27 protein-coding genes are annotated in these 24,570 nt (G+C 69.9%); 12 read left to right on the top strand and 15 right to left on the bottom strand.

What is annotated here, in order from left to right; all coding sequences use genetic code 11:
- The first annotated feature begins 45 nt into the window (after nucleotides 1–45).
- From ACIRG5_RS36525 to ACIRG5_RS36505, 5 genes are read left to right on the top strand one after another with little or no spacing between them, the layout of a single operon-like run.
- A complete protein-coding gene (locus ACIRG5_RS36525; RefSeq protein WP_402913612.1) occupies nucleotides 46–1,644 on the top strand; it encodes an ABC transporter ATP-binding protein in 1,599 nt (532 codons plus the stop codon).
- Nucleotides 1,644–2,717 (top strand): ABC transporter permease, encoded by a 1,074-nt coding sequence (locus ACIRG5_RS36520; RefSeq protein ID WP_402913609.1) that lies wholly within the window; start codon nucleotides 1,644–1,646, stop codon nucleotides 2,715–2,717. Before ACIRG5_RS36525 ends, ACIRG5_RS36520 begins: the two co-directional genes overlap by 1 nt.
- A gap of 53 nt (nucleotides 2,718–2,770) precedes the next feature.
- Complete coding sequence (locus ACIRG5_RS36515; protein ID WP_402913974.1) at nucleotides 2,771–3,967, top strand: ABC transporter permease; 1,197 nt, start codon at nucleotides 2,771–2,773, stop codon at nucleotides 3,965–3,967.
- A gap of 19 nt (nucleotides 3,968–3,986) precedes the next feature.
- Entirely contained in the window at nucleotides 3,987–4,367 is a 381-nt protein-coding gene (locus tag ACIRG5_RS36510) for a cytidine deaminase (protein ID WP_402913972.1), read from the top strand.
- Nucleotides 4,364–5,638 carry a thymidine phosphorylase gene (locus tag ACIRG5_RS36505; protein WP_402913607.1) on the top strand — a complete coding sequence of 425 codons (1,275 nt, stop codon included), beginning with the start codon at nucleotides 4,364–4,366 and terminating at the stop codon, nucleotides 5,636–5,638. Before ACIRG5_RS36510 ends, ACIRG5_RS36505 begins: the two co-directional genes overlap by 4 nt.
- On the opposite strand, the gene ACIRG5_RS36500 is transcribed toward ACIRG5_RS36505, so the two are convergent.
- Nucleotides 5,635–7,095, bottom strand: a complete 1,461-nt coding sequence (locus ACIRG5_RS36500) for a serine/threonine-protein kinase (protein ID WP_402913604.1) — start codon at nucleotides 7,093–7,095, stop codon at nucleotides 5,635–5,637. The genes ACIRG5_RS36505 and ACIRG5_RS36500 overlap by 4 nt on opposite strands.
- Before the next feature lie 187 nt (nucleotides 7,096–7,282).
- Nucleotides 7,283–8,728 (bottom strand): hypothetical protein, encoded by a 1,446-nt coding sequence (locus tag ACIRG5_RS36495; RefSeq protein ID WP_402913602.1) that lies wholly within the window; start codon nucleotides 8,726–8,728, stop codon nucleotides 7,283–7,285.
- A 599-nt stretch (nucleotides 8,729–9,327) separates the two neighbouring features.
- Between ACIRG5_RS36495 and ACIRG5_RS36490 the strand changes: the two genes are divergently transcribed.
- The gene (locus tag ACIRG5_RS36490; protein ID WP_319975059.1) at nucleotides 9,328–10,422 is read left to right on the top strand and encodes an adenosine deaminase; all 1,095 of its coding nucleotides are present in this window, start codon (nucleotides 9,328–9,330) and stop codon (nucleotides 10,420–10,422) included.
- Here ACIRG5_RS36490 and ACIRG5_RS36485 read toward each other — a convergent pair.
- Together ACIRG5_RS36485 and ACIRG5_RS36480 are read right to left on the bottom strand one after the other, a co-directional pair.
- Nucleotides 10,406–11,389: a dTDP-glucose 4,6-dehydratase gene (locus ACIRG5_RS36485; RefSeq protein ID WP_402913599.1), complete on the bottom strand. Its 984-nt coding sequence runs from the start codon at nucleotides 11,387–11,389 to the stop codon at nucleotides 10,406–10,408. The genes ACIRG5_RS36490 and ACIRG5_RS36485 overlap by 17 nt on opposite strands.
- Nucleotides 11,390–11,391: 2 nt before the next feature.
- Nucleotides 11,392–12,135 carry a GntR family transcriptional regulator gene (locus ACIRG5_RS36480; RefSeq protein ID WP_402913597.1) on the bottom strand — a complete coding sequence of 248 codons (744 nt, stop codon included), beginning with the start codon at nucleotides 12,133–12,135 and terminating at the stop codon, nucleotides 11,392–11,394.
- An 89-nt stretch (nucleotides 12,136–12,224) separates the two neighbouring features.
- Between ACIRG5_RS36480 and ACIRG5_RS36475 the strand changes: the two genes are divergently transcribed.
- A complete protein-coding gene (locus tag ACIRG5_RS36475) occupies nucleotides 12,225–12,557 on the top strand; it encodes a hypothetical protein (protein WP_402913594.1) in 333 nt (110 codons plus the stop codon).
- A gap of 57 nt (nucleotides 12,558–12,614) precedes the next feature.
- Here ACIRG5_RS36475 and ACIRG5_RS36470 read toward each other — a convergent pair whose 3' ends face one another.
- From ACIRG5_RS36470 to ACIRG5_RS36455, 4 genes are read right to left on the bottom strand one after another with little or no spacing between them, the layout of a single operon-like run.
- Nucleotides 12,615–13,832: a primosomal protein gene (locus tag ACIRG5_RS36470; RefSeq protein WP_402913592.1), complete on the bottom strand. Its 1,218-nt coding sequence runs from the start codon at nucleotides 13,830–13,832 to the stop codon at nucleotides 12,615–12,617.
- Between the two features lie 54 nt (nucleotides 13,833–13,886).
- Nucleotides 13,887–14,324: a YbaB/EbfC family nucleoid-associated protein gene (locus tag ACIRG5_RS36465; RefSeq protein ID WP_402913590.1), complete on the bottom strand. Its 438-nt coding sequence runs from the start codon at nucleotides 14,322–14,324 to the stop codon at nucleotides 13,887–13,889.
- A complete protein-coding gene (locus tag ACIRG5_RS36460) occupies nucleotides 14,321–14,674 on the bottom strand; it encodes a hypothetical protein (protein ID WP_402913587.1) in 354 nt (117 codons plus the stop codon). Before ACIRG5_RS36460 ends, ACIRG5_RS36465 begins: the two co-directional genes overlap by 4 nt.
- A 5-nt stretch (nucleotides 14,675–14,679) precedes the next feature.
- Entirely contained in the window at nucleotides 14,680–15,270 is a 591-nt protein-coding gene (locus ACIRG5_RS36455; protein WP_402913584.1) for a TetR/AcrR family transcriptional regulator, read from the bottom strand.
- A gap of 82 nt (nucleotides 15,271–15,352) precedes the next feature.
- Between ACIRG5_RS36455 and ACIRG5_RS36450 the strand changes: the two genes are divergently transcribed.
- Entirely contained in the window at nucleotides 15,353–15,775 is a 423-nt protein-coding gene (locus ACIRG5_RS36450; protein ID WP_319975067.1) for a tautomerase family protein, read from the top strand.
- A 1-nt stretch (nucleotide 15,776) separates the two neighbouring features.
- Here ACIRG5_RS36450 and ACIRG5_RS36445 read toward each other — a convergent pair whose 3' ends face one another.
- Entirely contained in the window at nucleotides 15,777–16,958 is a 1,182-nt protein-coding gene (locus tag ACIRG5_RS36445) for a C40 family peptidase (RefSeq protein ID WP_402913581.1), read from the bottom strand.
- Complete coding sequence (locus ACIRG5_RS36440; protein WP_402913578.1) at nucleotides 16,955–17,281, bottom strand: hypothetical protein; 327 nt, start codon at nucleotides 17,279–17,281, stop codon at nucleotides 16,955–16,957. The genes ACIRG5_RS36445 and ACIRG5_RS36440 overlap by 4 nt, the downstream gene beginning before the upstream one ends.
- 92 nt (nucleotides 17,282–17,373) lie before the next feature.
- Here ACIRG5_RS36440 and ACIRG5_RS36435 point away from each other — a divergent pair, with 92 nt between their 5' ends.
- Nucleotides 17,374–17,910 carry an SMI1/KNR4 family protein gene (locus ACIRG5_RS36435; RefSeq protein ID WP_402913575.1) on the top strand — a complete coding sequence of 179 codons (537 nt, stop codon included), beginning with the start codon at nucleotides 17,374–17,376 and terminating at the stop codon, nucleotides 17,908–17,910.
- Here ACIRG5_RS36435 and ACIRG5_RS36430 read toward each other — a convergent pair.
- The 5 genes from ACIRG5_RS36430 to ACIRG5_RS36410 all read right to left on the bottom strand — a co-directional run bounded on the left by ACIRG5_RS36430 (nucleotide 17,907) and on the right by ACIRG5_RS36410 (nucleotide 22,516).
- Nucleotides 17,907–18,497, bottom strand: a complete 591-nt coding sequence (locus tag ACIRG5_RS36430) for a MarC family protein (RefSeq protein ID WP_402913573.1) — start codon at nucleotides 18,495–18,497, stop codon at nucleotides 17,907–17,909. The two genes, ACIRG5_RS36435 and ACIRG5_RS36430, sit on opposite strands and share 4 nt — an antisense overlap.
- A gap of 67 nt (nucleotides 18,498–18,564) precedes the next feature.
- Nucleotides 18,565–19,023 carry a hypothetical protein gene (locus ACIRG5_RS36425; RefSeq protein WP_402913571.1) on the bottom strand — a complete coding sequence of 153 codons (459 nt, stop codon included), beginning with the start codon at nucleotides 19,021–19,023 and terminating at the stop codon, nucleotides 18,565–18,567.
- Between the two features lie 48 nt (nucleotides 19,024–19,071).
- Nucleotides 19,072–19,590: a VanZ family protein gene (locus ACIRG5_RS36420; protein ID WP_402913569.1), complete on the bottom strand. Its 519-nt coding sequence runs from the start codon at nucleotides 19,588–19,590 to the stop codon at nucleotides 19,072–19,074.
- Between the two features lie 77 nt (nucleotides 19,591–19,667).
- Nucleotides 19,668–21,845, bottom strand: coding sequence for an FtsX-like permease family protein (locus tag ACIRG5_RS36415; RefSeq protein WP_402913567.1), 2,178 nt, complete (start codon nucleotides 21,843–21,845; stop codon nucleotides 19,668–19,670).
- Nucleotides 21,842–22,516 (bottom strand): ABC transporter ATP-binding protein, encoded by a 675-nt coding sequence (locus ACIRG5_RS36410; RefSeq protein ID WP_402913564.1) that lies wholly within the window; start codon nucleotides 22,514–22,516, stop codon nucleotides 21,842–21,844. Before ACIRG5_RS36410 ends, ACIRG5_RS36415 begins: the two co-directional genes overlap by 4 nt.
- A gap of 109 nt (nucleotides 22,517–22,625) precedes the next feature.
- On the opposite strand from ACIRG5_RS36410, the gene ACIRG5_RS36405 reads away from it, so the two are divergent.
- From ACIRG5_RS36405 to ACIRG5_RS36395, 3 genes are read left to right on the top strand one after another with little or no spacing between them, the layout of a single operon-like run.
- Entirely contained in the window at nucleotides 22,626–23,756 is a 1,131-nt protein-coding gene (locus tag ACIRG5_RS36405) for a sensor histidine kinase (RefSeq protein WP_402913561.1), read from the top strand.
- A complete protein-coding gene (locus ACIRG5_RS36400; protein ID WP_319975078.1) occupies nucleotides 23,753–24,379 on the top strand; it encodes a response regulator transcription factor in 627 nt (208 codons plus the stop codon). Before ACIRG5_RS36405 ends, ACIRG5_RS36400 begins: the two co-directional genes overlap by 4 nt.
- Nucleotides 24,376–24,570, top strand: a complete 195-nt coding sequence (locus ACIRG5_RS36395; RefSeq protein WP_402913558.1) for a DNA-binding protein — start codon at nucleotides 24,376–24,378, stop codon at nucleotides 24,568–24,570. The genes ACIRG5_RS36400 and ACIRG5_RS36395 overlap by 4 nt, the downstream gene beginning before the upstream one ends.

Below are 24,570 nucleotides of genomic sequence, written 5' to 3'. Positions count from 1 at the left end.
TCTGCCCTCACAGGGCCTGGTGCGTGGTAGGAGGAGCACTCGACGATGAGCAGTTCCACGTCCGCACGGACGGATGATCCCCCCGCGGTGGTGCTCACCGGCATCACGAAGCGATTCCCCGGTGTGGTCGCCAACAGCGACGTGCACCTGACCGTCCGCCGTGGCGAGGTACATGCCCTGTGCGGTGAGAACGGCGCGGGCAAGTCCACCCTGATGAAGATCCTCTACGGCATGCAGCCGCCGGACGAGGGCACCATCGAGGTGAACGGCGAGCAGGTGCGGTTCCGCACCCCGTCCGACGCCATCAAGGCCGGCATCGGCATGGTGCACCAGCACTTCATGCTGGCCGACAACCTCACCGTCCAGGAGAACGTGGTCCTGGGTGCCGAGGCTCTGCACGGCATCGGCAAGAAGGCCCGCGCGCGCATCATCGAGCTCTCCGGCAAGACCGGGCTCAACGTCGACCCCGGCGTCCTGGTCGAGCAGCTCGGCGTCGCGGACCGCCAGCGCGTCGAGATCCTCAAGGTGCTCTACCGCGGCGCCAAGGTGATCATCCTGGACGAGCCCACCGCCGTGCTCGTGCCGCAGGAGGTCAACGAGCTCTTCGACACCGTCCGCGGCATGCAGGAGCAGGGCTACACGTTCCTGTTCATCTCGCACAAGCTCGACGAGGTCCGCGCGATCGCGGACTCCGTCACGGTGATCCGCCGCGGCACGACCGTGGGCAGCGCGGATCCGAAGACCGTCAGCTCCCGGCAGCTCGCCGAGATGATGGTCGGCAGCGAGCTCCCCAGCCCGGAGACTCGCGAGTCCACCGTCACCGACACGGTCGTGCTGGACGTCAAGGGCCTCAGGCTGATGACCCCGGACGGCTCGCGGCCGATCCTCGACGACGTCGACATGGTGGTCCGCTCCGGCGAGGTCGTCGGCATCGCCGGCGTCGAGGGCAACGGCCAGACCGAGCTCGTCGAGACGATCATGGGCATGCGCAAGGCCGGCAGCGGCACGATCACGTTGCAGGACAAGGACCTCACCAAGCTCGGGACGCTGGCCCGGCGCGAGGCGGGCATCGGCTACGTGCCGGAGGACCGCCACCGCCACGGCCTGCTGCTCACGCAACCCCTTTGGTACAACCGGATTCTCGGCTACCAGACCCGTCAGCCCACGGCCAGGGGCATCTGGCTCGACACCGACGGCGCGAAGAAGGACACCGAGCGGATCGTCGCGGACTTCGACGTCCGCACGCCAGGCATCGACGTGCCCGCCGCCGCGCTTTCCGGTGGCAACCAGCAGAAACTCGTCGTCGGCCGCGAACTGTCCGGCAACCCCGTGCTGCTGATCGCCTCGCACCCGACCCGCGGTGTGGACGTCGGCGCGCAGGCGTTGATCTGGGACGAGATCAAGCGCGCCCGTGCCGCTGGTCTCGCCGTGCTGCTGATCTCCGCCGACCTGGACGAGCTGATCGGCCTGTCGGACACGATCAAGGTCATGCTGCGCGGCCGCCTGGTGGCCGACGCCGACCCGAACACCGTCACGCCCGAAGACCTCGGTAGCGCGATGACCGGTGCTGGTAGCACGAGCAGCTCCGTACAGGAGACCGGCACCGGCCAGGAGACCGCTGTCGTCGAGGAAGGCGAGAACTGATGGGACACCTGCGCGGCAAACTCCTGCCGCCCGCGTTGGCGATCGTCTTCTCACTGCTGTTGTGCGGCGTGGCGCTCGTCATCTCCGGCGCGAACCCGCTCAGCGCGTTCGGTGCGATGGTGACGCAGGTCGGCAAGGGCACGACGTCGGTCGACATCATCAACTCGACGGGCATCTACTACATCGCGGCGCTCTCGGTGGCGATCGGGTTCCAGATGAACCTGTTCAACATCGGCGTCGAGGGCCAGTACCGCGTCGCGGCCGTGGTCGCCGCGGTCGTCGGCGGCTCGATCGCGCTGCCCACCGGCATCCACACGCTGGTGATCATCATCGTGGCCGCGATCGCCGGCGCCGCCTGGGCCGCGATCCCCGCGATCCTCAAGGTGACGCGCGGCGTCAACGAGGTCATCTCGACGATCATGATGAACGGCCTGGCGATCGGCCTGTCCGCGTATCTGATCCGCCGGGACGTCTTCGGTGAGCTGCGGGGCAACAACATCCGCACCGCCGAGATCCCGGAGAGCGGCTGGATGCCCGGCATCTCGTTCGGTGGCGGCGGCACGATGTTCGGCTTCATCTTCGTGGCCATCGCGCTGGGCATCGGCTACTGGGTCATGATGAACAAGACCCGGTTCGGCTTCGAGCTGCGCGCCTCCGGCGAGTCCTCGACCGCCGCGTCGGCCGGTGGCGTCAACGCCAAGAAGATGATCCTGGTGTCGATGCTGCTCTCGGGCGCCATCGCGGGCCTGATCTCGCTGCCGGAACTGCTCGGCCGCGACCACACGTTCAGCCTGAACTTCTCCGCGGGCATCGGCTTCTCGGGCATCGCGATCGCGCTGCTCGGCCGCAACCACCCCGGTGGCATCGCGTTCGGCGCGCTGCTCTGGGCGTTCCTCGACAAGTCGGGCCTCGCGCTCGACAACGTCGGGGTGCCCAGGGAGATCGTCACCATCATGCAGGGCTCGATCGTCCTGTCGGTCGTCGTCGCCTACGAGGTGGTGCGGCGCTTCGAGCTCGCCTCGGAGCAGCGTCGCGTCGGCCGTGAGCTCGGAACTGTCGGAGGTGCCGCGTGATCTCGACGTTGGAAGAGAAGCCGCACGTCCCGGCGGCGCCGCGCAAGCGCAAGATGCCCGGCTGGGCCGTGGCCATGCTCGGTGTCGCGGGCGCGATCGCGTTGCTGTCGATCACCTCGATGCAGACCGGGTTCCCGCAGCTCACGTCGTCGGGCACGACCCAGACGGCGGTCCGGCTCGCGCTGCCCATCCTGCTCGCCGGTCTCGGCGGCCTGTGGGCGGAACGCGCCGGCGTGGTCAACATCGGCCTCGAGGGCATGATGATCATGGGCACCTGGGGTGCGGCGTGGGCCGGCTACCAGTGGGGCCCGTGGGTCGCTCTCGTCGCGGCCGTCGTGTTCGGTTCGCTGGGCGGTCTGCTGCACGCGGTCGCCACGGTGACGTTCGGCGTCAACCACATCGTCTCCGGTGTGGCGATCAACCTGCTCGGCGCCGGTCTCACGAAGTACCTGTCGACGCTCATCTTCCTGCCGGTGTCGCACAACCCGCGGCAGTCGCCGCCGGTGCAGCCGTTCGACACGTTCTCGGCGGCGGGCCTGGGTGACTGGCTCGGCGAGCTCGAAGCAGGCCAGCGCCTGTTCATCTCCGACGTCGCCGGCATCCTGCGCGGCCTCGTCACCGGCGTCTCGCCGCTGACGATGATCGCGATCCTGCTGCTGCCGCTGTCGTACTACCTGCTCTGGCGCACCCGCTTCGGCCTGCGCCTGCGCTCGGTCGGCGAGAACCCGCACGCGGCGGACTCGCTGGGCGTGAAGGTGTACTTCCACAAGTACGTCGCCGTGATCGTCTCCGGTGGTCTCGCCGGTCTGGGTGGCGCCGCGCTGGTGCTGAACCCCGGTCAGCTGTCCTACCTGGAGGGGCAGACCGGCGGCCGCGGCTACATCGGCCTCGCCGCGATGATCTTCGGCAACTGGCGGCCGGGCGGCCTGCTGGGTGGTGCGGCGCTGTTCGGTTACGCCGACGGCCTGCAGTTGCGTTCGGGCGGCGAGACGGTGCTGGCGCTGGTCTACGGCGTGGTGATCCTGCTCGCCGTGATCGTGGTGTGGCAGCTGATCCGCCAGCGGTGGTTCTCCGCCGCGTCGGCGATCGTCGTGGCCGTGCTGATGTACCTGCTGTACATCAGCCTCGACGAGATCCCCGGCGAGTTCGTGTCGTACGCGCCGCACATGGTGACGCTGGCCGTGCTGGCCGTGGCGTCGCAGCGGTTGCGAATGCCGGCCGCCGACGGTCTGGTCTACCGCCGTGGCTGAGGTCGACTGGACAGTGTCAATTGACTGGGATGGGCTGCGGGCACGGGCGGTGGAGGCGGCGTCGTTCGCCCACTGCCCGTACTCGGGGCTGCAGGTCGGATCCGCGGCGTTGTGCGACGACGGCCGCATCGTCGTGGGCTGCAACGTGGAGAACGCTTCGTACGGCGTGGGTTTGTGCGCCGAGTGCGCGATGGCCGGTCAGTTGCAGCTCACGGGCGGCGGCCGGTTCGTCGCGGTGGCCTGCCGGTCCGGTGCCGGTGACCTGCTGATGCCGTGCGGCCGCTGCCGTCAGGTTCTCTACGAACTGGGCGGCCGGGACTGCCTGGTGGACACGCCGTCCGGTGTGCTGCCGATGTCGTCGGTGCTGCCGGACGCGTTCGGACCGGAGGATCTGCCATGAGCTTCTCTGCCGTGGACGTCATTCGCGCCAAGCGCGACGGTTCGGTGTTGTCGGACGCGCAGATCGACTGGGTCATCGACGCCTACACGCGCGGCGCCGTCGCGGACGAGCAGATGTCCGCGCTGGCCATGGCGATCTTCCTCAACGGCATGACGTCGTCCGAGACCGCGCGCTGGACGCAGGCGATGATCTCGTCCGGCGAACGGCTCTCGCTGCACGTCGACCGCCCGACCGTGGACAAGCACTCGACGGGCGGTGTCGGCGACAAGATCACGCTGCCGCTGGCGCCTCTCGTCGCCGCCTGTGGCGCCGCCGTGCCGCAGCTCTCGGGCCGCGGTCTCGGCCACACCGGCGGGACCCTGGACAAGCTGGAGTCGATCCCCGGCTGGCGGGCCGCACTGTCCACTTCGGAGATTCTTTCGCAGTTGTCCTCGGTCGGCGCTGTGGTTTGTGCTGCTACCGAAGGACTTGCTCCAGCCGACCGCAAGCTCTACGCGTTGCGGGACGTCACCGGAACCGTCGAGGCGATTCCGCTGATCGCGTCCTCGATCATGTCGAAGAAGATCGCCGAAGGTGCCGAGTCGCTGGTGCTGGACGTGAAGGTCGGCTCTGGCGCGTTCATGAAGGACCTGGCGTCCGCACGGGCGTTGGCCGAGGCGTTGGTGGCCATCGGTGTCCAGCACGGAGTGCGGATCTCGGCTCTGCTGACCGACATGTCGGTGCCGCTGGGCCGGGCTGTCGGCAACGCGGTCGAGGTGGCCGAGTCCGTCGATGTGCTGCGCGGCGGCGGACCTGCCGACGTGGTCGAGCTGACGGTGGCCTTGGCTGCGGAAATGCTGTCGCTGGCAGGGATCTCCGTCGATCCGGCCAAGGTGCTCGCCTCCGGTGAGGCGTACGAGGTGTGGGCGCGGATGATCCGTGCCCAGGGCGGCGATCCCGATGCCGCCCTGCCCGTCGCCTCGCACAAGCACGTGGTGGAGGCGCCTGCCTCCGGCGTGCTGTCCACTTTGGACGCTTACGGCGTCGGTGTGGCGGCGTGGCGGCTCGGTGCCGGTCGCGCGCGCAAGGAGGACCCGGTGCAGTTCGGCGCCGGCGTGCTCTGCCTGGCCAAGCCGGGGGATTCCGTCGAGGCGGGCCAGCCGTTGCTGGAGCTGTACACCGACACCCCGGACGCGGTCGACGGTGCTCTGCAGGCGCTGGAAGGCGCCTACTCGGTCACCGACTCCGCGCCGGAGCGTTCACCGCTGGTGATCGACACCATCCGCGGTTAGCCGACGAGCGAGCCCGCCAGGGGCGACCTGTCCTGCTTCCACAGCACGCACAGGACCTCCTGGCGGCCCGGCGACGCGGCGTCGTTGTAGGCCTCCCACTCCTTCTGCGTGGGCACGAGGCCGGTGAAGCCGAGGACCTCCTTGGAGTTCGGCTCGATGGCCTTGAACTGCTCGGTGCAGTAGTTCTTGGTGAAGTCGGCGAGCCACTGCGTGCCGGGGTAGGCGATGTCCTTCGGCTTGTCCCAGAGCGGCGTCGCGGCGGAGAAGAGCTGAATCCCGTGCGGCCCGCTGCACGGCACGTCGGTCCGGACCGGCGACCCCTGCGTGAGGAAGTCCTTGGCGCACTGCGTGCCGGAGAGGTTCCACTCGGGCACGTCGCCCCCGCGCCCGAACGTGGCGATGCGGCGAGACGGCAGCGGAGCACCCACCGGCAGCGCCGCGGCGTCGGTCCACTCGGTGGAGTTCTCGCTGGTCTGGCTGGTGCTCGGACCCGCGTTGTTCGTCGTCGAGTTCTTCGGCTTGAAGACCTGGTAGCCGGCGAACGCGACACCCGCGAGCACGGCGATGCCCACGACCACAGCGGCGATCTTGACCGCTGTGCTCTTCTTCTTGCCGCTGTTGTCGTGCGGCAACGAGACCTGCGTGGCGCCCTGGCTGATCGCGGCCAGCATCTGCCGAGCCTGGGGCGCGGTCAGCCGGCGCGCCACGTCGACGGTCAGGAACCCGCGGATCACCTGGGCCAGCGCGGGCGAGGCCCGCCGCAGCACGGGCGGCTCGTTCATGACCGCGTGCAGCGTCGACGCCGTGGAGGTGCGTTCGAACGGGCTGATGCCCTCGACCGCGTGCGCCATCGTGACGCCGAGCGCCCACAGGTCCGACGCGGGCGAGGCCTCCCAGCCGCTGAGCCGGTCCGGCGACATGTACGCGGGCGAGCCGACGATGCCCCCGTTGTGCGTGAGCCGAGGGTCGTCCATGGCCTGCGCGATGCCGAAGTCGGTCAGCTTCACGGCCCCGTCCGGCCGCACCATGATGTTGCTGGGTTTGACGTCCCGATGCACGATGCCGGCCTGGTGCGCGGTCTCCAGCGCGCCCAGCACCTGCAGCGCCACGTTCGCCATCCAGGTCGAGTCGCGCGGCCCGTGCCGTTGCACGATGGTGGAGAGGTCGAGCGCGTCGACCAGTTCCATCGCGAGGTAGGTGCGGTCGTTCTCGCGGACGATGTCGTAGACCGTCACCACGGCGGGGTGGTTCAGCCGACCGGCGGTCCGCGCCTCGCGGAGCATGCGCTCCTCCAGCACGGTGCGCTCCGCGGCTGCCATGCCCTGCGGCGGGTGCAGCTCCTTCAGAGCCACCGCGCGGCCGAGCACCTGGTCCTGGGCGCGCCACACGATGCCCATCGCACCGCGGCCGAGCTCCGCGAGCAGTGCGTAGCGGTTGGCGACAAGTCGCTGTTGCACGGACTTCCCTTCCGGACGCCACTGGCTGCCCTTTGGTCGCCCCCAGATGGCGGCGAGCATAGCCACGGCATGTGTGAGCGCTCTCTTCATGGTCACGTGTGTCACCTGACAGAGGTTCACCGCAAACGCAGAACGGCCCCGGAGCAGCAGCTCCGAGGCCGTTCGTCACACAAGGCGGTTCAGGCGGTCAGGCGCCCTCGGCCGCCAGGTCGTCGTCGTCCATGTCCTTGCCGCCGTTCGCCGGCTTCGGGCCGCCGTTCTTGCGGGTGCGGCGCTGCGGGCGCGGCAGGGCGGTGGGCGGCGGGGGAGGCGTGGGCGAGCCGCCGCCGAGGATGAGCTCGGCGAAGGTGGCCATGGCCTCGTCCAGCTGGCCGCCGATGCGCAGTTCGGACTCCTGGTTCGACTTGCGGACCAGGGACTGCAGCGCGTCGGCGTCCGGGCGGGCGCCCACGGTCTCGGCGACCTTGGTGAGGCTCGCGTCGACCGTGCCGCCGAGCTCGGAGATGCGGCTGGCGAAGCCGTCCTCGACCTTGTCGAGGCGGTTGGTCATGTTGTCGAGCTGCGAGGTGACGAGCTCCAGGCGGCGGGCCAGGGACTCGAGGCGGTCGGCGGAGTCGACCTGGTCGCGGGACTGCTCGATCGCCGCGTACAGGGCGGTGCGGGCCTCGTCCAGCTTGCCGTTGACGACCTCGCGGGTGTCGGCGACGGCCGCCGACAGCTCGGTGCGGGTCTCGGCGAGCGAGCCGACGAGCGCGTCGCGGGTCTCGGCCAGCGTTCCGGCGAGGGAGTCGCGGGTCTCCGCCACGACGCCTGCCAGTTCGCCGCGGGTCTCCGCCACGGCGCCGGACAGTTCGGTGCGGGTCTCGGTGAGCGACGCGGCCAGCTGGTTGTGGCGGTCGGTGACCGTGGAGGTCAGCTTCTCGCGGCTGTCCGCGATCGCCCCGGCCAGCTCCCCGCGGCTCTCGGCGATGGCGGTGACCAGCTCGCTGCGGGCAGCGGCGAGGGCGTCACGCTGCTCGTCGGCGCGGCCGTGCACGCTGGAGAAGGACTCGGCGAGGATCTTCTGCAGGGCCTCGCGGGTGCCGTCGAGGTGCTCGTGCACGCCCTCGTCCACCTCGTCGAGACGGCCACGCAGCGCGGCCTCCAGCGCTTCGACGCGCTCGCGCAGCGGGTTCGTGACGGCGGCCGGGATCGCGTCGACCTTGCCGTCCTGCTTGTCCAGGTGGCCGTCGAGGTCGTCGATGCGCTTGTGGATGCTCGAGAGCTTGTCCTCGAGACCGTCCATGCGGCCCGCGACACCCTCGAAGCGGCCGGCGACGCCGTCGAGGCGACCGTCCAGCTGGGCGAAGGGCTTGGCGAGCTTGTCCACCAGGGCGTCGACCGCGCGACCGATGTCGGCGACGGCGTTGTCCTGGGCCTCCAGCTTGGCGAGGGCCTCGTCCAGGCGCTCAGCGAGAACGCTGACCTCGGTGCGGTCCGGCAGCTCCGACAGCCGCTTGCGAACCGAACCCAGCGACTCCAGAGGCGACATCCGGGCGTGGATCTCGTCCAGCGCGTCGAAGATCTGCTGCTGCTCGCTCTCACGGATCTCCGCGGCGCGCGTGAGCATGTTGCGCATCCGATCGAAGGACATCGTGGAGTTGTTGTTCTCTGTCACGGCTGAGTGCCTTCGTCCAGGGGAGGGGGAGACCACGGGAGCCTATCCGCGTCACGGGACGTCGCTGTACCACCCCCGCCAGAAAATGGCCGGGTGCGGACGGGCAACTAACCCGATCAGGTTACCCGACTACTCTGAACGCCAAGTGACCAGCCGAAAGCACGCAGTAGCCACCGATGATGTTCCTACCTTGGGGTGACTCAAGCCTCGCGTTGGTTGCAGAAAGTTGCTGATCACGGATCTGCAACGACGTTGACGCAGCAAATGATCATATCGGCGGCAAGATCATTTTGGCCAGCGCTGAAGCGGCGTGTCGCTGGTTGTGGGCCCGAACGGGTGGGTCGGGTGCTGGTGGTGAGCGGGTCGAGGTGCACCGCAACCCGGCTGCTCGGGATCGGGCGGCTCGCATCGCACGCCAGGCCTCGTAGTGGTTGCTTTGCGAGGACGGGCGCCTGGTGGCGCCGGACGCTCGGCTGTGCGGGTAGCCGCCTTGCGTTGGTGGCCTCCGGCCGGCGCCGCGCACCCCGCTCGCGTTGCGCCCCAGCCGGCTGTGATGCCTGGAGTAACGTGTAGCAATGTCCACGCCGCTTACCTTGGAGTCCATCCGCAGCGCGCCGAAGGTGCTGCTGCACGACCACCTCGACGGTGGCCTCCGCCCGCAGACGGTGATCGAACTCGCCGATGCCACCGGCTACCAGGGCCTGCCCACCACCGACGCGGGCGTCCTCGGCGGCTGGTTCCGCGACAACGCGAACTCCGGTTCCCTCGTGCGTTACCTCGAAGGCTTCGCCCACACCTGCGGCGTCATGCAGGACGAGGCGTCGCTGGTGCGAGTCGCCGCCGAGGCCGTGGAGGACCTGGCCGCGGACGGCGTCGTCTACGCCGAGATCCGCTACGCGCCCGAGCTCAACACCGACAAGGGCCTCTCGCTGGAACAGGTCGTCGAGGCCGTCCAGGAGGGCTTCCGCGTCGGCGAGCAGCGCGTCGCCGCGACCGGCCGCAAGATCCGCATCGGCACCCTGCTGTGCGCGATGCGCCAGAACGAGGGCTGGCTGCGCATCGCCGAGCTCGCCGTCCGCTACCGCGACCTGGGCGTCGTCGGCTTCGACATCGCGGGCCCCGAGGCCGGCTTCCCTCCCACCAGGGGCCTCGACACGTTCGAGTACCTGCGCCAGCAGAACGCGCACTTCACCATCCACGCCGGTGAGGCGTTCGGCCTGCCGTCCATCTGGGAGGCGATCCAGCACTGCGGCGCCGAACGCCTCGGCCACGGCGTGCGAATCGTCGACGACATCAAGGTCTCCGGCGACGGCGACGTCCAGCTGGGCCGCCTGGCCGCGTACGTCCGCGACCGCCGCATCCCGCTGGAGATGTGCCCGACCTCGAACCTGCAGACCGGCGCCGCCCCGACGCTCGCCGACCACCCGATCGGCCTGCTCGCCAAGCTGCGGTTCCGCGTCACCGTCAACACCGACAACCGCCTGATGAGCGACTGCACGTTGTCGAGCGAGTTCGCCGCGCTGGCCGAGACGTTCGGCTACGGGTGGGCGGACCTGCAGTGGTTCACGATCAACGCGATGAAGTCGGCGTTCCTCGGGTTCGACGAGCGGCTCGCGATCATCAACGAACTGGTCAAGCCGGGTTACGCGGCCCTCACCGCCCAGTCGTAGCGGCCCACGCGCTCTCGTCGATCGCGCTGAGCTTCAGCAACGGCTCCCACCACGCGCGGTTGGCGGCGTACCAGCGGATGGTGTCCCGGACTCCGGCCTCGAAGCCGATCTCCGGGCGCCATCCGAGCTCGCGGCCGATCCTGCTGGAGTCCAGCAGGTAGCGGCGGTCGTGGCCGGGGCGGTCGGCGACGACCGACTTCCGCGACTGCGGCAGGCCGAGCTCGTCCAGCACGAGGTCGGCGATCTGGTCCACGCTCGCCTCGACACCCGTGCCCACGTGGTAGGTCCGGCCGATCTCGCCGTCCCGCAGCACCGCGTCGATCGCGCGGCAGTGGTCCAGCACGTGGATCCACTCGCGCCGGTTGTCGCTCGACGCGTAGACCGGCAGCTGCTCACCGTCCAAAGCACGCGTCGTGAACAGCGGCAGGACGTTCTCGGGGAACTGGTTGGGGCCGTAGTTGTTCGCGCAGTTGGTGATCGTCACCGGCAGGTCGAACGTCTCGAAGTACGAGCGGACCGCGTGGTCCGCACCGGCCTTCGACGCGTTGTACGGCGTGCGCGGCTGGTAGGGCGAGCCCTCGTGGAACGCCTCGGTGGCGTCGAGCGCAAGGTCGCCGTACACCTCGCACGTCGACACGTGGTGAAACCGCTGGACGCCCGCGCGACGGCAGGACTCCAGCAACGCCTGTGTGCTCAGGACGTTCGTGCGGAAGAAGAGACCGGGATCCAGCACGGCGAGGCTGTTGTGCGACTCGGCGGCGAAGTTCACGACGACGTCGATGCCCTCGACGTCCGCTTCGGCGATGTCCGCGTGCACGAACGGCACGTCGGCGGGCAGGTTCGCGCGGGTGCCGCGGTAGGTCAGCGCGTCGAGGGCGATGACCTGATCCGCAGGGTGTTCGCGCAGCCAGTAGCGGGTGAAGTGCGAGCCGATGAACCCGGCCGCACCGGTGACGAGCACGCGCATGGTCAGTCCTCCGAGGGGATGGCTGCGACGCCGGGAGGTTCCGCGCCGGGCCAGCCGCGGAACTCGACCTCCAGCTGGAACCGGTGGCCCAGGTAGTGGTGCTCGGACAGGGCGATCGGGTGCTCCGCGGCGTCCAGCGCGATGCGGCGCACCAGCAGCACCGGTGTGGCGGCCGTGACGCCGAGCAGGGGACCGACGTCGCCCGCGGCGACGGCCGCGATGCTCTGCCGCACGACGGCGATCTGGTTTCCGTTGCGGCGCAACGTTTCCCAGGTTCCAGGCGACTCGGCATCGGCACGGCTCACCGGTGCGGCCAAAGCCAGGGGCACCCACTCGGTCACGACGTCGAGCGGCGTGTCTCCGGTGCGGCGCAACGACCGCACGCGCAGCATCTCGCCAGCGCCCAGCGTCGAAGCGACACCGGCAGAAGCCTCGCGGTAGCCGTACTCGAGGACGGACCGCACCAGCGCGACACCGGCCTCGGCGACGGCCGACTGCGCGTGCTGGAACGTGCCGAGCGCCAACGGTTGTGCGAACGACACGACGTACCAGCCGGCGCCCTTTCGCGACGCGAGCAGGCCTTCGTCGCGAAGTTGCTCCAGTGCGCGGCGCACGGTCACGCGGCTGACCTCGTAGCGGCGGCCGAGTTCGGCCTCGCTCTCGATCGACCCGGCCGGACCGTAGTCGCCGAGCGTGATGCGCTCCCGCAGCTCAGCGGCGAGACGCTGTGACCGAGAACCTGTCATAAACCTGTATCATACAGGTGTCTCGACCGGATGTGGTTCCGGTCGTGGGTGACAGCTGATCGACAGCTCCCGCTGGGAGAGTCGGTCCCATGCGCCCTGCACTGATCGCCGGAGGACTCGCGGTCCTCGCCTCGACGGCCCTCGCCCTGCCCGCCAGCGCCGACTCCTGGGAGAACGCCGCCTTCTACGCCGGAACGGACCTGACCGGCACCAAGCACTCGGTCGACCTCGCGAACAAGCAGTGCGTGAACACCACGCCCGCGAAGTCCGCGGTCAACATCTCGGCCGCCGACATCGAGGTCTTCTTCAACGCGGACTGCCAGAAGGGGAGCCCTGGCAAGCCCAGCGACCTCTACTACGTCCTCGGGAGCCTGCACCAGGGCAACTTCCCGTTCCCCGCGGTGAGCTACCGAGTCCGTTAGACGCCAACGGGAAGGGGCCGCTCACCAGATGTGAGCGGCCCCTTCCCGAGCAAGAAATCAGTTGGTGTTGAGCCGGTCCTCGAACGTCGCCTGCAGCGTGCGGAACGCGGCCACCTCGGCGTCGTACGGGGCGGACGGCGCGAGACGCGTCGGGTCCGGCGACACGACGAACGACACGAGCCAGCCCAGCGACTCGGACGAGGCGAGCGCGTCCTTCACGGACTCGTCCTCCGCCCACTCGGCCGCGTCCTCGAACAGTTCGACGGCGAGGTCGAGCTGCTGCGGGTCGAGGGAGTCGGGGCCCTCCTCCATGTCCTCGGCGATGCCGGTGAGCACGTAGACGTTGTCGTCGTCCACGTCGACGTCGAGCTCGCCCGCGGTGGCCTTGACCTTGATGTCGTTCCAGGTCTCGACCTCGGCCAGGTCGTGCTCGTCGTTCTCGGCGACGAAACGGCTCAGGCCGCGGTGCGAGGTGAAGACCTCGATCTTGCCGCGGCGGCCCAGGAACACCGGGTCGTCGCCGAGGTAGCAGCGCAGCGTGTAGAACTCGCCGGCCGACGTGATGATCTTGATGGGGTCGACGCCGACCTCGGCCCAGAAGCCCGTGGGCTCGGCCTTGTCCTCGTCGGAGTCCTCGTCCGAGGGGGAGTCGACGGCGGCCGCGGCCGTGGCGGCCTCCAGCACGGCGAGCTCCTCCTGCGCGACGGAGAGCTCCTTCTCGGGGACCTCCGGCGTGTTCACCACGCTGTCGATCGCGTCGAGGACCTCGTCCCACTTCTCGGAGACGACCTCGGACAGCTCGCCCCACAGCTTGCCGCCGTCACGGCCGCTGAACGGCAGCGTGCCCTGCGGCAGCAGCGAGAAGCCCTCGGCGCTGTCGAGCACCTCGTGGACCTTCTCCAGGTCGCAGACGTCCGCGAGGGCGCGCACGATCGCGATGACGTCGGCGAGCTCACCGATCGTCCAGGTGTCCGGGTCCTCCGCGACGAGTTCCGGGACGCCGACGAGGTCGAACTGGTGGTTGTCGTCCGGCGAGAGGTCCGCGACGCCCAGCGACGGCACGACCGGCCACGCAGGGTGATCGGTCAGGTCGTGCTCCTCGGCGGTGCGCACGAAGGCGGCGAGATGCGCGGCGTCGGGGAAGACGAACAGGTCTTCCTCGTCGCCGAGGAACGCCTCCCACTCCTCGCCCTTCTCGCGCCAGCGGGGTGCCCACAGAGTGACTACGTCACCCTGCGTCAGCCCCAGCTCGATGGGGACGATGTCCTGCGCCATCCTGACCTCCCGGTCACGCCTGCCTGATGCCGTCGACGAGCCTAACGGTGCTGATCACCGGAGCCACGAGGGGTTCTCGAAGAAAGCGTCGTCGTCGGTGTCCTCGACGCGCGGCGCCCGCTGCCTGCGCTCCGGTGGTGCCTGCTCAGCAGGCGGTTTGGGTGGCACGACGGGGTTCCACGTCGACCGGAAGGGTGAGTCGCCGGCGATGGACTCGACGTCGATCGCCATTCCGTCACCCAGTGCCAGCGCCATCTTGTTGAAGCTGACCTGCACGGCGGCGTTCGTCGCGAGCTGGACGGTCTCGGTGACGACCTGCCCGACGGCCTGCGCGCCCTGCTTCAGCAGCGCGGGGTGCAGGTGCAGCGCCTTGATCTCGCCCTTCGGCGACGCCGTGACCATGCACTGGCCGTTCGGGTGCTCGACCGTGGCGGTGAGGGCCGCGAGCTCGTGCTGAAGCCGCTCGGTGGCCTGCAGGCGTTCCTCGTTCACCGCCGCCACCCGAGTTCGTCCTCGTCGGGGCCGCGTTCGAGGCCCATGGCCGTCAGTTCACGCGGGTCGACCACGCGGTCCAGGGTCTGGTGCAGGCGGGTGTTCGCGTTGCGCTGGGCCTTGTCGGCGATGCGCATGATCTCGGCGGCCAGCCCGTGCGGGCCCATCCGCAACGCCGCCGGGCTCACCGCGATCTGCTGCGGCGGACCACCGGGCGTGGCGACCACCGTCACCGCACCGTCCGGAGAGGACGCTCGTCCCGTGATGGGACCACTGCGCGTGACGTGCTCCGACACGGCCTGCTCGACCTCGCGCACCTTCCGCGCGGCGCGCTGGACGTCGTCGTCCACTCCGATCACCCCCTGGTGGGGACAGTGTGCCGCATTCCAGGATCTTCGGTGGCGGCATGTAGCAACGCGGTGAGTTCGGCGGCCACGTCGTCGAGGGGGTCGATGCTGCGCTCGGCCCGGCACATCGCGACGGCCCCTTCCGCCGCCGAGACGCAGAGGTGGGCGAGGCTGCGCGCACGGGCCGGCGAGACGCCGTGCTCCTCCAGGGACGCGGCCAGCTGGGCCGACCACGTCCGGAACCCGTCCGCCGCGGCCATCAGCGCCTGCGGGCTCGCGTTCTCCTCGATGGACACCGCGAGCACGGGACAACCGGCCTGAAAACCGGTCTCGGTGACGATCTGCCGCCACAGCGCGAAGAACGCCTTCAGTCCGTCGACCGGTCCTTTGCGGAGCTTCGCCGTGAGCACCTTCGAGACGGTCTCCGCCGCCCACTGGACCGCCTCGGTCGCGAGCTGCGTCTTGCCGCCGGGGAAGTAGTGGTACGTCGAGCCGAGCGGCGTGCCCGCGTGCTTGGCGACCTCGCGGATGCTCGTCGCGTTGAGGCCGCGCCGTCGGATCATGTCGGCCGCGCCGGTGACGATCTGCTCTCGGGACATCTCAGGCCTCTCTGGCTATAACGCTCGTCATAGGTTAGCGTCCGCCCGGGGCTATAACAGTCGTCATAGATCGGGGAGAGCCATGCCGATGATCGAACTGACCGCGCCGGCCGGATCGCTGACCGACGCGGGCCGCAAGAGCGTGCAGCGCGACCTGGCCGCGTTGCTGCTGAAGTGGGAGGGCGCGCCGGACAACGAGTTCTTCCGCTCGGTGGCCTGGACCTACCTGCACGAACTGCCCGCGGGCGCGCAGACCACGGCGCAGGACGACGCGCCGCGGTTCCGGGTGGACGTCCGGGTGCCTGTGGGCGCGCTGTCCGACCGGCGCAAGGCCGGTCTCGTGCAGGAGGCGACCGCGCTGGTGCTGGAGGCCGCCGGACTGGGCGAGGCCGACGCGTTGCGGGTGTGGGTGCTGATCCACGAGCAGCCGGAGGGGACCTGGGGCGCGGGCGGTCAGATCGTGAAGTTCGCCGACCTGAAGGCCGCGGCCCAGGCCGCGAAGTAGCTCACCCGGTGGGGCGGTAGAAGCCGTAGAACGACATCCCGCTGTTCGTCGTCCGGATCGGCTGCACCTGCACCGGGTCGCCGGCCTCGACCATCTGGCCGTTGCCGATGATCATCGCCACGTGCCCGTCCCACACGACGAGGTCGCCGGGCAGCACCTGGTCCGCCGGCACCGAGGCGCCCATCGCCTGGGACGAGGCCGGGCGCGGGATGTCGAAGCCCGCGCCCCCGTACGCCCACTGCGTGAGGCCCGAGCAGTCGGTGCCCTGGGGCGGGTTCGCGCCGCCCCACACGTACGGGGTGCCCAGGGCGGACAACGCGTTGCGCACGGCCTTGGCCGCGGTCTCGTTCGGTGCCTCGGCGCTGCTGCCGTCGGGCAGGTTCACGCCGACGCCCTCGCCGGGCTGCGGCGGGATCGCGACGGGCAGGCGCGGGCCGGAGCCGCCGCCACCTCCACCGCCGCCCGAACCTCCGCCACCGCCGCCTCCTGAACCGCTGCCGCCACCGCCGCCCGAGCCGGAGCCGCCGCCGTTGTCGGAGCCGGGACCGGACTCCTGCTGCTTCGGGGTGTCGGAGGCGCCGGAGGCCGAGGTGGTGCCCTCGTCGCCGCCGAGCGGGTCGCCGAGCTTCGCCAGCGCGCCCGCGTCCGGCTTCTGCAGGCCGTTGAGCTGCCCGACGAGCTGCGTGAGCTGGTCGCGCACCTTCTGAAGTTCGGCGGAGGTCTTGCTCTGGTACCCGGACGCCATTCCGGCGAGATCGGCCACGGCCGCCAGCACGACACCGGGTCCTGCCACGAGGGACAGGGCGAGGGCCGCGGCGAGCTTCGGGGTCGCCTTGGACGTGAACTCGTCGATGAGGCCCTGGATCGCGGTCCGGCCGCCGGTCACCGCGGACACCCCGGTCGAGGCCGCGGTCTTGAGCGCGGAAGCGTTGGAGGACAACAGGGTCGCGGCCGAGGCGAAGGTCGAGACGCGGGCGGTGAAGGCGTTGGCCTTGTCGCCGGACCACGTGTTCAGCACGGCGGTCGAAGCCGAACCGTGCCGCGTGCCCAGGTCGGTCATCGCGGTCTGGGCGCGGCCGAAGGCGTCCCCGGCACGCGTGGCGCCGCCGGTGTCACCGTCCAGCTTGGCCAGATCCTCCTTCATGGGCGCGATGAACTGGCTCAGCAGCCCCTCGACGCTCATGCCCGTCCCGCCTTGGTGATCGCCGCCTTGTGCGCTTCGTCCTGGGCGATGTACGACTCGCGGGCCTTCGAGACCGCGGTGCCGAGACCGGCCAGGCCCGTCGACGCGGCCTTGAGCGCGTCGAGCTGCGCCTGCGCGGCCGTTTGGAAGGCGGCGTTGAGGCCGACCTCGTTGCCCAGCTTGCCGAAGCAGTCGCCAGGAAGGCTGGTGGTGCCGTTCAACGTGCCGGTGCCGACGGTCCCGACCTCGCTCGCCAGACCGCTCACCGCGGACGCGTATCCGGTCAAGGCGTCGAAGTCGACCTTGAGGCCTTGTTCCGCCATCTGAAAGCTCTTCCCCCAGTAGTGACCTGTTCGCCTTGATCCTGCCCCGATGGGCGGTACCTCGCCCGACGTTCCGCCAAGATCATGGAACCGTGGGTGTGATCGAGCACTGGAACCGGATCCTGGCATGGCTGGCGGAGCACGCTCCGGCCACCCGTGCCGTGCTGCGGCCGAGGTATGACGCGCTGCCGGAGCTTCGGGTTCCGATCGATCTCCAGCTGTGGTGGAGCGTCTACGGCGGCACCGAGGAGGGGCTCTTCGCCGAGATCCTGCCGCCCTTCTACACGCCGCTGGGCGCCGACCGCGCGTTCGTGCTCAGGGACACCCACGTGAGCAAGCCCGTCGACGCCTCCGAGGCAGGCGCGCCGACGAGCGGTTTCCACCCCGAATGGCTGCCCATAGCGTTCGACGGCACCGGCGACGTGCTCGCGGTGGACCTCCGGCCCGGCGTGCTGCGCGGCTGCGTGGTCGAGTGGGACCAGGAGCGCAACGAGATGGTCAAGCCGGAGTGGACGTCGATCGTGGAGATGTTCGACCAGGTCGCGACGGCCCTGGAGACGCGCAGCGTGGTCGGGCACTGCTTCCCCGAGGTCAACTCCGCGGGCGAACTGGGCTGGCGGACCAGCTAGACGCGTTCGAGGATGCCGAGCGTGATCAGGCCCTCGACGATCTGGTCGACGCCCAGCGCCGCGAGCAGGACGCCCAGCACCCGCACGAGCACCCAGGCGTAGGTCATCTTCACCCAGCGCATCGCGATGCCGAGCACGGCGATCGCCGCCAGGTCGAGCGCGATCACCGCCGCGAACCCGCCGGCCAGCACGAACGTCGTCTCGACCGACTTCGTGTCCGAGAGCAGGAACAGGTAGGCCAGCGCCACGGGGTTCGCGTAGTAGGCGGTGGCCAACTCGTGCGTGCCCCGCGTCTCGTCGTGCGTCGGTTCCTGCTTGCGTCCGAGTACGAGATCAAGCGCGTGCACGAACAGGATGACGCCGCTCGCCAGGTACAGCGCCCCCTCGCTGATGTGGAAGACCGAGAGCAACGCCCGTCCGGCCACCACCACGAACAGGCCGACGCCCAGCGCGATCGCGGTGGAGGTGAACGCCACCCGCCAGCGCGTCCGGGAGTCGGCGCCCTCGGTGTCCATCAGGAACGCCAGCAGGATCTTCGGCGGGCCGACCACGGCGACCAGGATGCTGAACGCCTCCACGAACTTCATGGCGGCCATGATCAGGGGAAGGGCCCGGCGGCGCGCGTCACCTCACGCCGCCGGGTGAACGTGGGGGTCAGACGAGTCCCGAGGTGCCGAGGTACACGTCGTGGGCCGAGCCCCAGGAGTTCGCCGGGTCGGTGGAGGGCACGGACTGGGCTCGGCCGAAGCACACCGACCACGAGTTCGCTCCGACACCGGACGACGGGCACTCCCAGATGCCGAGCTGGCCCCTGCCCTGGGTCCACAGGTCCACCATCGCCGTCGTGGAGAAGAGGCCGGACCGGTTGTTGCGCACGATCACCGCGCCCTGCGCCGAGCCTCCGCTGGACGACCTGATCGCGCACACCTGCGCGACGACGTCGGTCGCGATCGACTTGCTGCTGGCGCAGACCCACGTGTGGGGGCTGGAGGTGATCGGATTCGTGTTGCCGTACGCCTTCCAGCTGCCCGCCGCGGCCGACGCGGGGCCCGCGGTCACCAGGAGCAGTCCGAGGAGTGCGGTGATGACGGCGATCGTTCGTCTGGCTCTCATGGGAGGAAGGATCCACACGGGCCTTGCAGGATTTCTGGAATCCGCAGGTCAGCGTGCGCTGACGAGCTCGCGCTGCGGCACAACGGTCGTCACGCGGGTGTAGACCTTCACGGCGGCCAGCGCGCCGAGCCAGCCGAGCGCGGTGCCGGTGGTGTTGGTGATGAGGTCGTCGACGTCGAAGATCCGGTTGGCCCACAGCAGTTGCGAGCCCTCGATCAGCAGCGAGACGCCGTAGCCGATCAACGCGGTCTGGCCGATCGTGCGCCTGCCCCAGAACATCAGCATCGCGCCGAGCGGCACGAACAGCAGCACGTTCAACGTCATCTGGTCGAACGCGATCTGCCCGTCGCGGAAGGTGTCGGCGATCCACTGGAACGGGACGAGCTGCACGGACTGGCGCGGCGGCGCGGTCTGCACCGGCAGGAACGTCGCCGAGAACAGCATGCTCGCGTAGACGGTGATGGTGGCGCCGCGGAAGGTGAGCTGACGGAACAGCAGCTGCGGGAGCAGGAAGACGATCGAGAGGAAAACGCCCCATTGGATGCTCGCGAGCTGTGCATTCGTCATGAATCAAAGTTATGAAAAAGGCCCTCCGCGCACATCGCGCTGAGGGCCGGTTCCATCCTCGTACTTCCGGCCGAGTGCTACTCCGCCGCGTAATCCCGAGGGCTGATGCCGCGTAGTACCGGGCCGCACGCCAGGGCCGCTACCAGCGCGACCACGACGCCGACGCCCACCGGGGCGACGACCCAGGGCGTGATCGGCATTTCGCCGTGGCCCACCATTCCGCGCGCCAGAGTGAGCAGTCCGAGGCCCACGACAATTCCCGCGCCGCACGCCGCGATTGTGACGGCGAACACCGGCAGCATCACTTCTCGGCGCAATGCGTGAGCCAGCACACGAATCGGGGTTCCCGCCGCGATCAACGCGCCGAAAGTGCGCCTGCGGTCGATCACCGACCCGGCCGCGGCCACCGCCGCGCCGATGCCGCCGAGCACCGCCGCGATGGACAGACCGATGATCGTGGCCCGTTGCAGGTCCGCCATCAGCGTGTCGCCGAGGAGACCCCGCTGCTCGCCGTCCACCAGCCGCACGCCCGGCAGCGTGCCGATCAGCGCGGTGTGCACGGCGTCGCGGTTCTCCGGCGTCGTCGGCACGCCGACCATCGACACCTGGCCCGCGACCGACGGCAGCAGGTCGCGGTCGATCACCGCGCTCACCCGGCCGCTGCCCTCGAACGGCCGCGTCTCGTACTGCGCCGGCAGCTGGACGGTCACCGCGTCCGTGCCGCTGCTCGGCTTGAACTCGTTGCCCTGCAACGGTCCTGGCGAGTAGACGGCGGGTCCCGGTCGGCAGTTCAGGCCCGTCAGCACCTTCGCGACCTCGGCGCAGTCACCGACGACGACGTACGTGCCGTAGTTGCCACTCCTGATCGTGCCGTCGAGCATCGTGACGATCGGTCCCGAGGTCGCCAGTCGCAACGGCGTGATGTCGTGTGTCACCTCCTCCGCCACGATCGCGTTCTCCATCCACGTCGAGTCGCGGTACGGGACCTGGCTCTCCAGCCCCGGCAGCATCGTGAGCGCCATCGAGCCGGTGAACACGGCGATCACCACGCCCGCCGAGCCGCGGAACGCCGCCACCGGGTCACCGGCGAGCCTGCGCCCGGCCAGCAACGTCGACGGCCTGCGCCACCGCCCGACGAAGAACCTGCCGACCCACGCGGTCAGCACGGGACCTGCCAGCACCAGCGCGAGCGCCACCGCGCCGAGGCCGAGGAGCACGACGGTGAACTGGCCGTCGCCGCTGGCCTCCTGCGCGTACAGGATGCCGAGGAAGAACACCCCCAACGCGCCGGCGATGCTCAGCAGCCGCCACGACCTGACCCTGCGCTTCGCCTCCGCCGCGAGCGGCTGGTTGACCACGCGCCGCAGCCCCATGATCGCGGCCCCGACGACCAGCAACGGCGCGAGCACGGCCACCGCCGCCACGACCGCGGGTTCCGGCACGAAGTCGCCGGGGTACCAGGTGCCGCCCTCCCACGGGACCTTGGCGGTGACGTGGCTGAACGGCTGCGCCAGCACCACACCCAGCACGCTGCCGACGACCGCGCCGATCGCGGTCTCGACGGCGGTCATCACCACGACCTGCCGCGGACTGGCGCCGGCCAGCCTGAGCGCGGCGAGGCGCCGTTCCCGTTTCGCCGCGGTCAGCCTGGCGGCCGAGGCGACCAGCACCAGGCACGGCACGACCAGCACCACGAGCCCGACGCGCGTGAGCAGGTAGAGCATGCCGTGGTAGTCGTCGCGGTACGAGCCCGCGCCGCCCCGCAGATCGACCGCGGGATAACCGTTTCCGACCTTCTCGTGACCGATGATCGCGACGAGTTCGCCGGGGAACTTGAGCGCCTCCGGCCCCAGTTCCGCGATACGCGTGCCGGGGAAGCGGTTGCCGAGCTTCTCCGCGGGGGTGGCGCGCACGAGGTCCGCGAGCGCGGGCGACAGCAGCACCTCGCCCGCTTCGGGGAACCTGGCGATGCCGGCCGCGACCGGGATCGCACCCTGCTCGGTGCGGGCGACGTCGAACCGTTCGATGAGCTTGCCGTCGTACGAGTCCTGGGTCGCGGCAATGGAGACGGCGCCCTTGTCGCTCTGGCCGATTCCGTCGCGCCACGCCGTGCGGTCGGCACGCGCCTGCAGACCGTTCGGTGCGGCGAGCAGCCACAGCACCAGGGACACCGCGATCATCACGCCGAGCGCGACCAGCACCGTCGCGACCTGGCTGCGGCGGTCCCTGCGCAGCACCGCGAGAGCGATCCTCACGCGGGCACCCCCGCGGCGATCTTGCCGTCCTGGATCTCGACGACGCGCAGCGCCCGGTCCGCGATCGCCTTGTCGTGCGTGACGATCACGATGGCCGCGCCGGTCTCCTCCGCAGCCTGCAGGAGCACGGTCATCATCTCCTGGCCCGTGCGCGTGTCGAGGGCGCCGGTCGGTTCGTCCGCGAAGATCACCCGCGGGCTGTGCGCGAGGGCACGCGCGATCGCGACGCGCTGCGCCTGGCCGCCCGACAGCTCGCCAGGCAACCGCTTCTCCATGCCCTGCAGGCCGAGCCGCGAAAGCCACAGCCTGGCCGCGCCGAGCGACTCCGCGCGCGACCCGCCGGCGAGCAGCATCGGCAGCGCCGCGTTCTCCTCGGCGGTCAGTTCGGCCACGAGCATCCCCGACTGGAACACGAACCCGAACGCCGTGCGCCGCAGCGCGCTGCGCCCCGTCTCGTTCAGCTCGCCGATCGCCCGCCCGTCCAGGAACACCTCGCCGCCGTCGGCGCGCAGGATGCCGGACAGCACGTGCAGGAGCGTCGTCTTGCCGGATCCGGACGGACCGACGACCGCCAGCACGTCCCCGGCCTTGATGTCGATGTCCACCCCGGCGAGCGCGTGCACGTCGCCGTAGGTCTTGACCAGGCCACGAGCGGCCAGAACCGAATTCATGTTCCTCAAGGTGCCGTGCGCGGAGCCGGAAAACCTCAGCCTTGACGACACACCGGATCAGCCGGATGACCGAGGCCGTAGAGGTGTGGTGGTCCTACCGTTGTCTCCCGTGGACAGTCATCGGGGCCAATGGCCGATCGCCGCCGTTCTCGCCTTGCTGATGCTCGGCGAGCTCCTTCTGATGAGCGGGGGCGGCAGCCCCGAGGCGCTGGTGTGGCTGATGACCGTGCCGGTGTGCATCGCGGCCGTCATGTCGTTCAAGTCGCGTGCCTTCACCATCCCGGTGGCGGTCGTGTCGATCTTCCTGTCGTCGTTCGTGATCCGGCTCTTCCACGTGAACCTGCCGACGCTGCTGAGCCCGCTCACCGTCGCCGAGACCGCCGCGTGCCTGGTCATCACGGCCGTCGTCGTGCGAGAAGAGCCCCGCCGCGCCGCCACGTGGTCGGTCGGCTGGCTGGTCGCCGTGAGCTTCTTCGCCGCCATCGTCCGCGACAACTGGATCTCGGGCAGCAACTACAACGAGATGCTCGGCTCGCTCGTCCTGGGCTTCACCGCCATCGGCACCGGCCTCTACTTCCGCGCCCGCGACACCGAGGGCGGCCGCCTGATCGCCGCCGCCGTCACCGACGCGCAGAAGGAAGAACGCATCGCCCTGGCCCGCGAACTGCACGACGTCGTCGCCCACCACGTGACGGGCATGCTCGTGCAGGCCCAGGCGGCGCTGGAGGTCTCCGACGACGACCCGCACGCCGCCCACCGCCTGCTGCCCGGCATCGTCCGATCGGGCACCGAAGCCCTGGGCGCGATGCGCCGCCTCGTCGGCACGCTGCGCCAGGGCGAGAACGATGCCGCCACCACCGACCTGGCCGCTGACGTCATCTCGGCCGTCGAACGCACCCGCGAGCTCGGCTTCGAGACCCGCCTGCGCATCGACCTGCCCGACGAGGTGCCGCCGGAGCTCGGCCGGTCGGTGCTGCGGCTGGTCCAGGAGTCGCTCACCAACGTGCACAAACACGCCGTGTCGCCCACGATGATCGACGTGGAGGTCTCCCGGACGCCCGGCGGGGCGTTGCGCGTGATCGTCGCCGACGACGGGCAGCTGCACGAGCTGAACCAGGGTGGCTACGGTCTCGTAGGTATGCGTGAGAGGGTCGACCTGTTGGGCGGCCTGTTCTCCGCGGGTCCGCGTGAGCACGGCTGGCAGGTGCTCGCCGAGCTACCCCTGGAAGGGAAGAAGTGATCTCGGTCCTCATCGCCGACGACCAGGAGATGGTCCGCGTCGGGTTTCGGATGATCCTGGAGAAGCAGCCGGACATCACCGTCGTCGCCGACGTTCCCGACGGGATCTCGGCCGTCACCGCCGCTCGTGAGCACAACCCCGACGTGGCTCTGCTGGACATCCGCATGCCGGGGATGGACGGGCTCGAGGTGACCAAGAAGCTGTCGCCCACGACGAAGGTCGTCGTCGTGACGACGTTCGACCTGGACGAGTACGTGCACACGGCGCTGGAGAACGGGGCTTCCGGGTTCCTGACCAAGGACGCCGGGCCGGCTCTGCTGGTGGAGGCCGTTCGCGCCGCCGCCGCGGGGAACGCGCTGATCTCGCCTCAGGTCACCGTGCGGATGCTGGAGCACTTCGCCCGACCCGCTCAGCGGCCTGATCTGTCGCTGCTCACGGCTCGCGAGCAGGACGTGGTCCGGGAGGTGGCGCGAGGGCTCAGCAACCAGGAGATCGCGTCGTCGCTGTTCCTGTCGCTGTCCACGGTGAAGACGCATCTGGCTTCGGTGCAGACCAAGCTGAACGTGCGCAATCGCGTCGGGATCGCTTCCTGGGCGTGGCGCGCGGGTCTGGTGAACTCGTGACCGCCGAGTTCCCGGGCATGATCGGCAAGGTCGCGACCCGTGAGCTGACCGCCCGCGGGTACACGACGTTCGACTCGTTGACGAAGGTGTCCGCGAAGACGTTGCTGAAGATCCACGGCGTCGGTCCGAAGGCCATCAGGATCCTCGGCGAGGAGTTGGCGGCGCAGGGCAAGGCCTACGCCGCCGACTGA

Source organism: Lentzea sp. NPDC102401 (genome assembly GCF_044765805.1).
GTDB classification, from domain to species: Bacteria; Actinomycetota; Actinomycetes; order Mycobacteriales; family Pseudonocardiaceae; genus Lentzea; species Lentzea sokolovensis.
The sequence above is the reverse complement of the archived record's forward strand: the minus strand, read 5'-3'. Positions and strand labels throughout refer to the sequence as shown.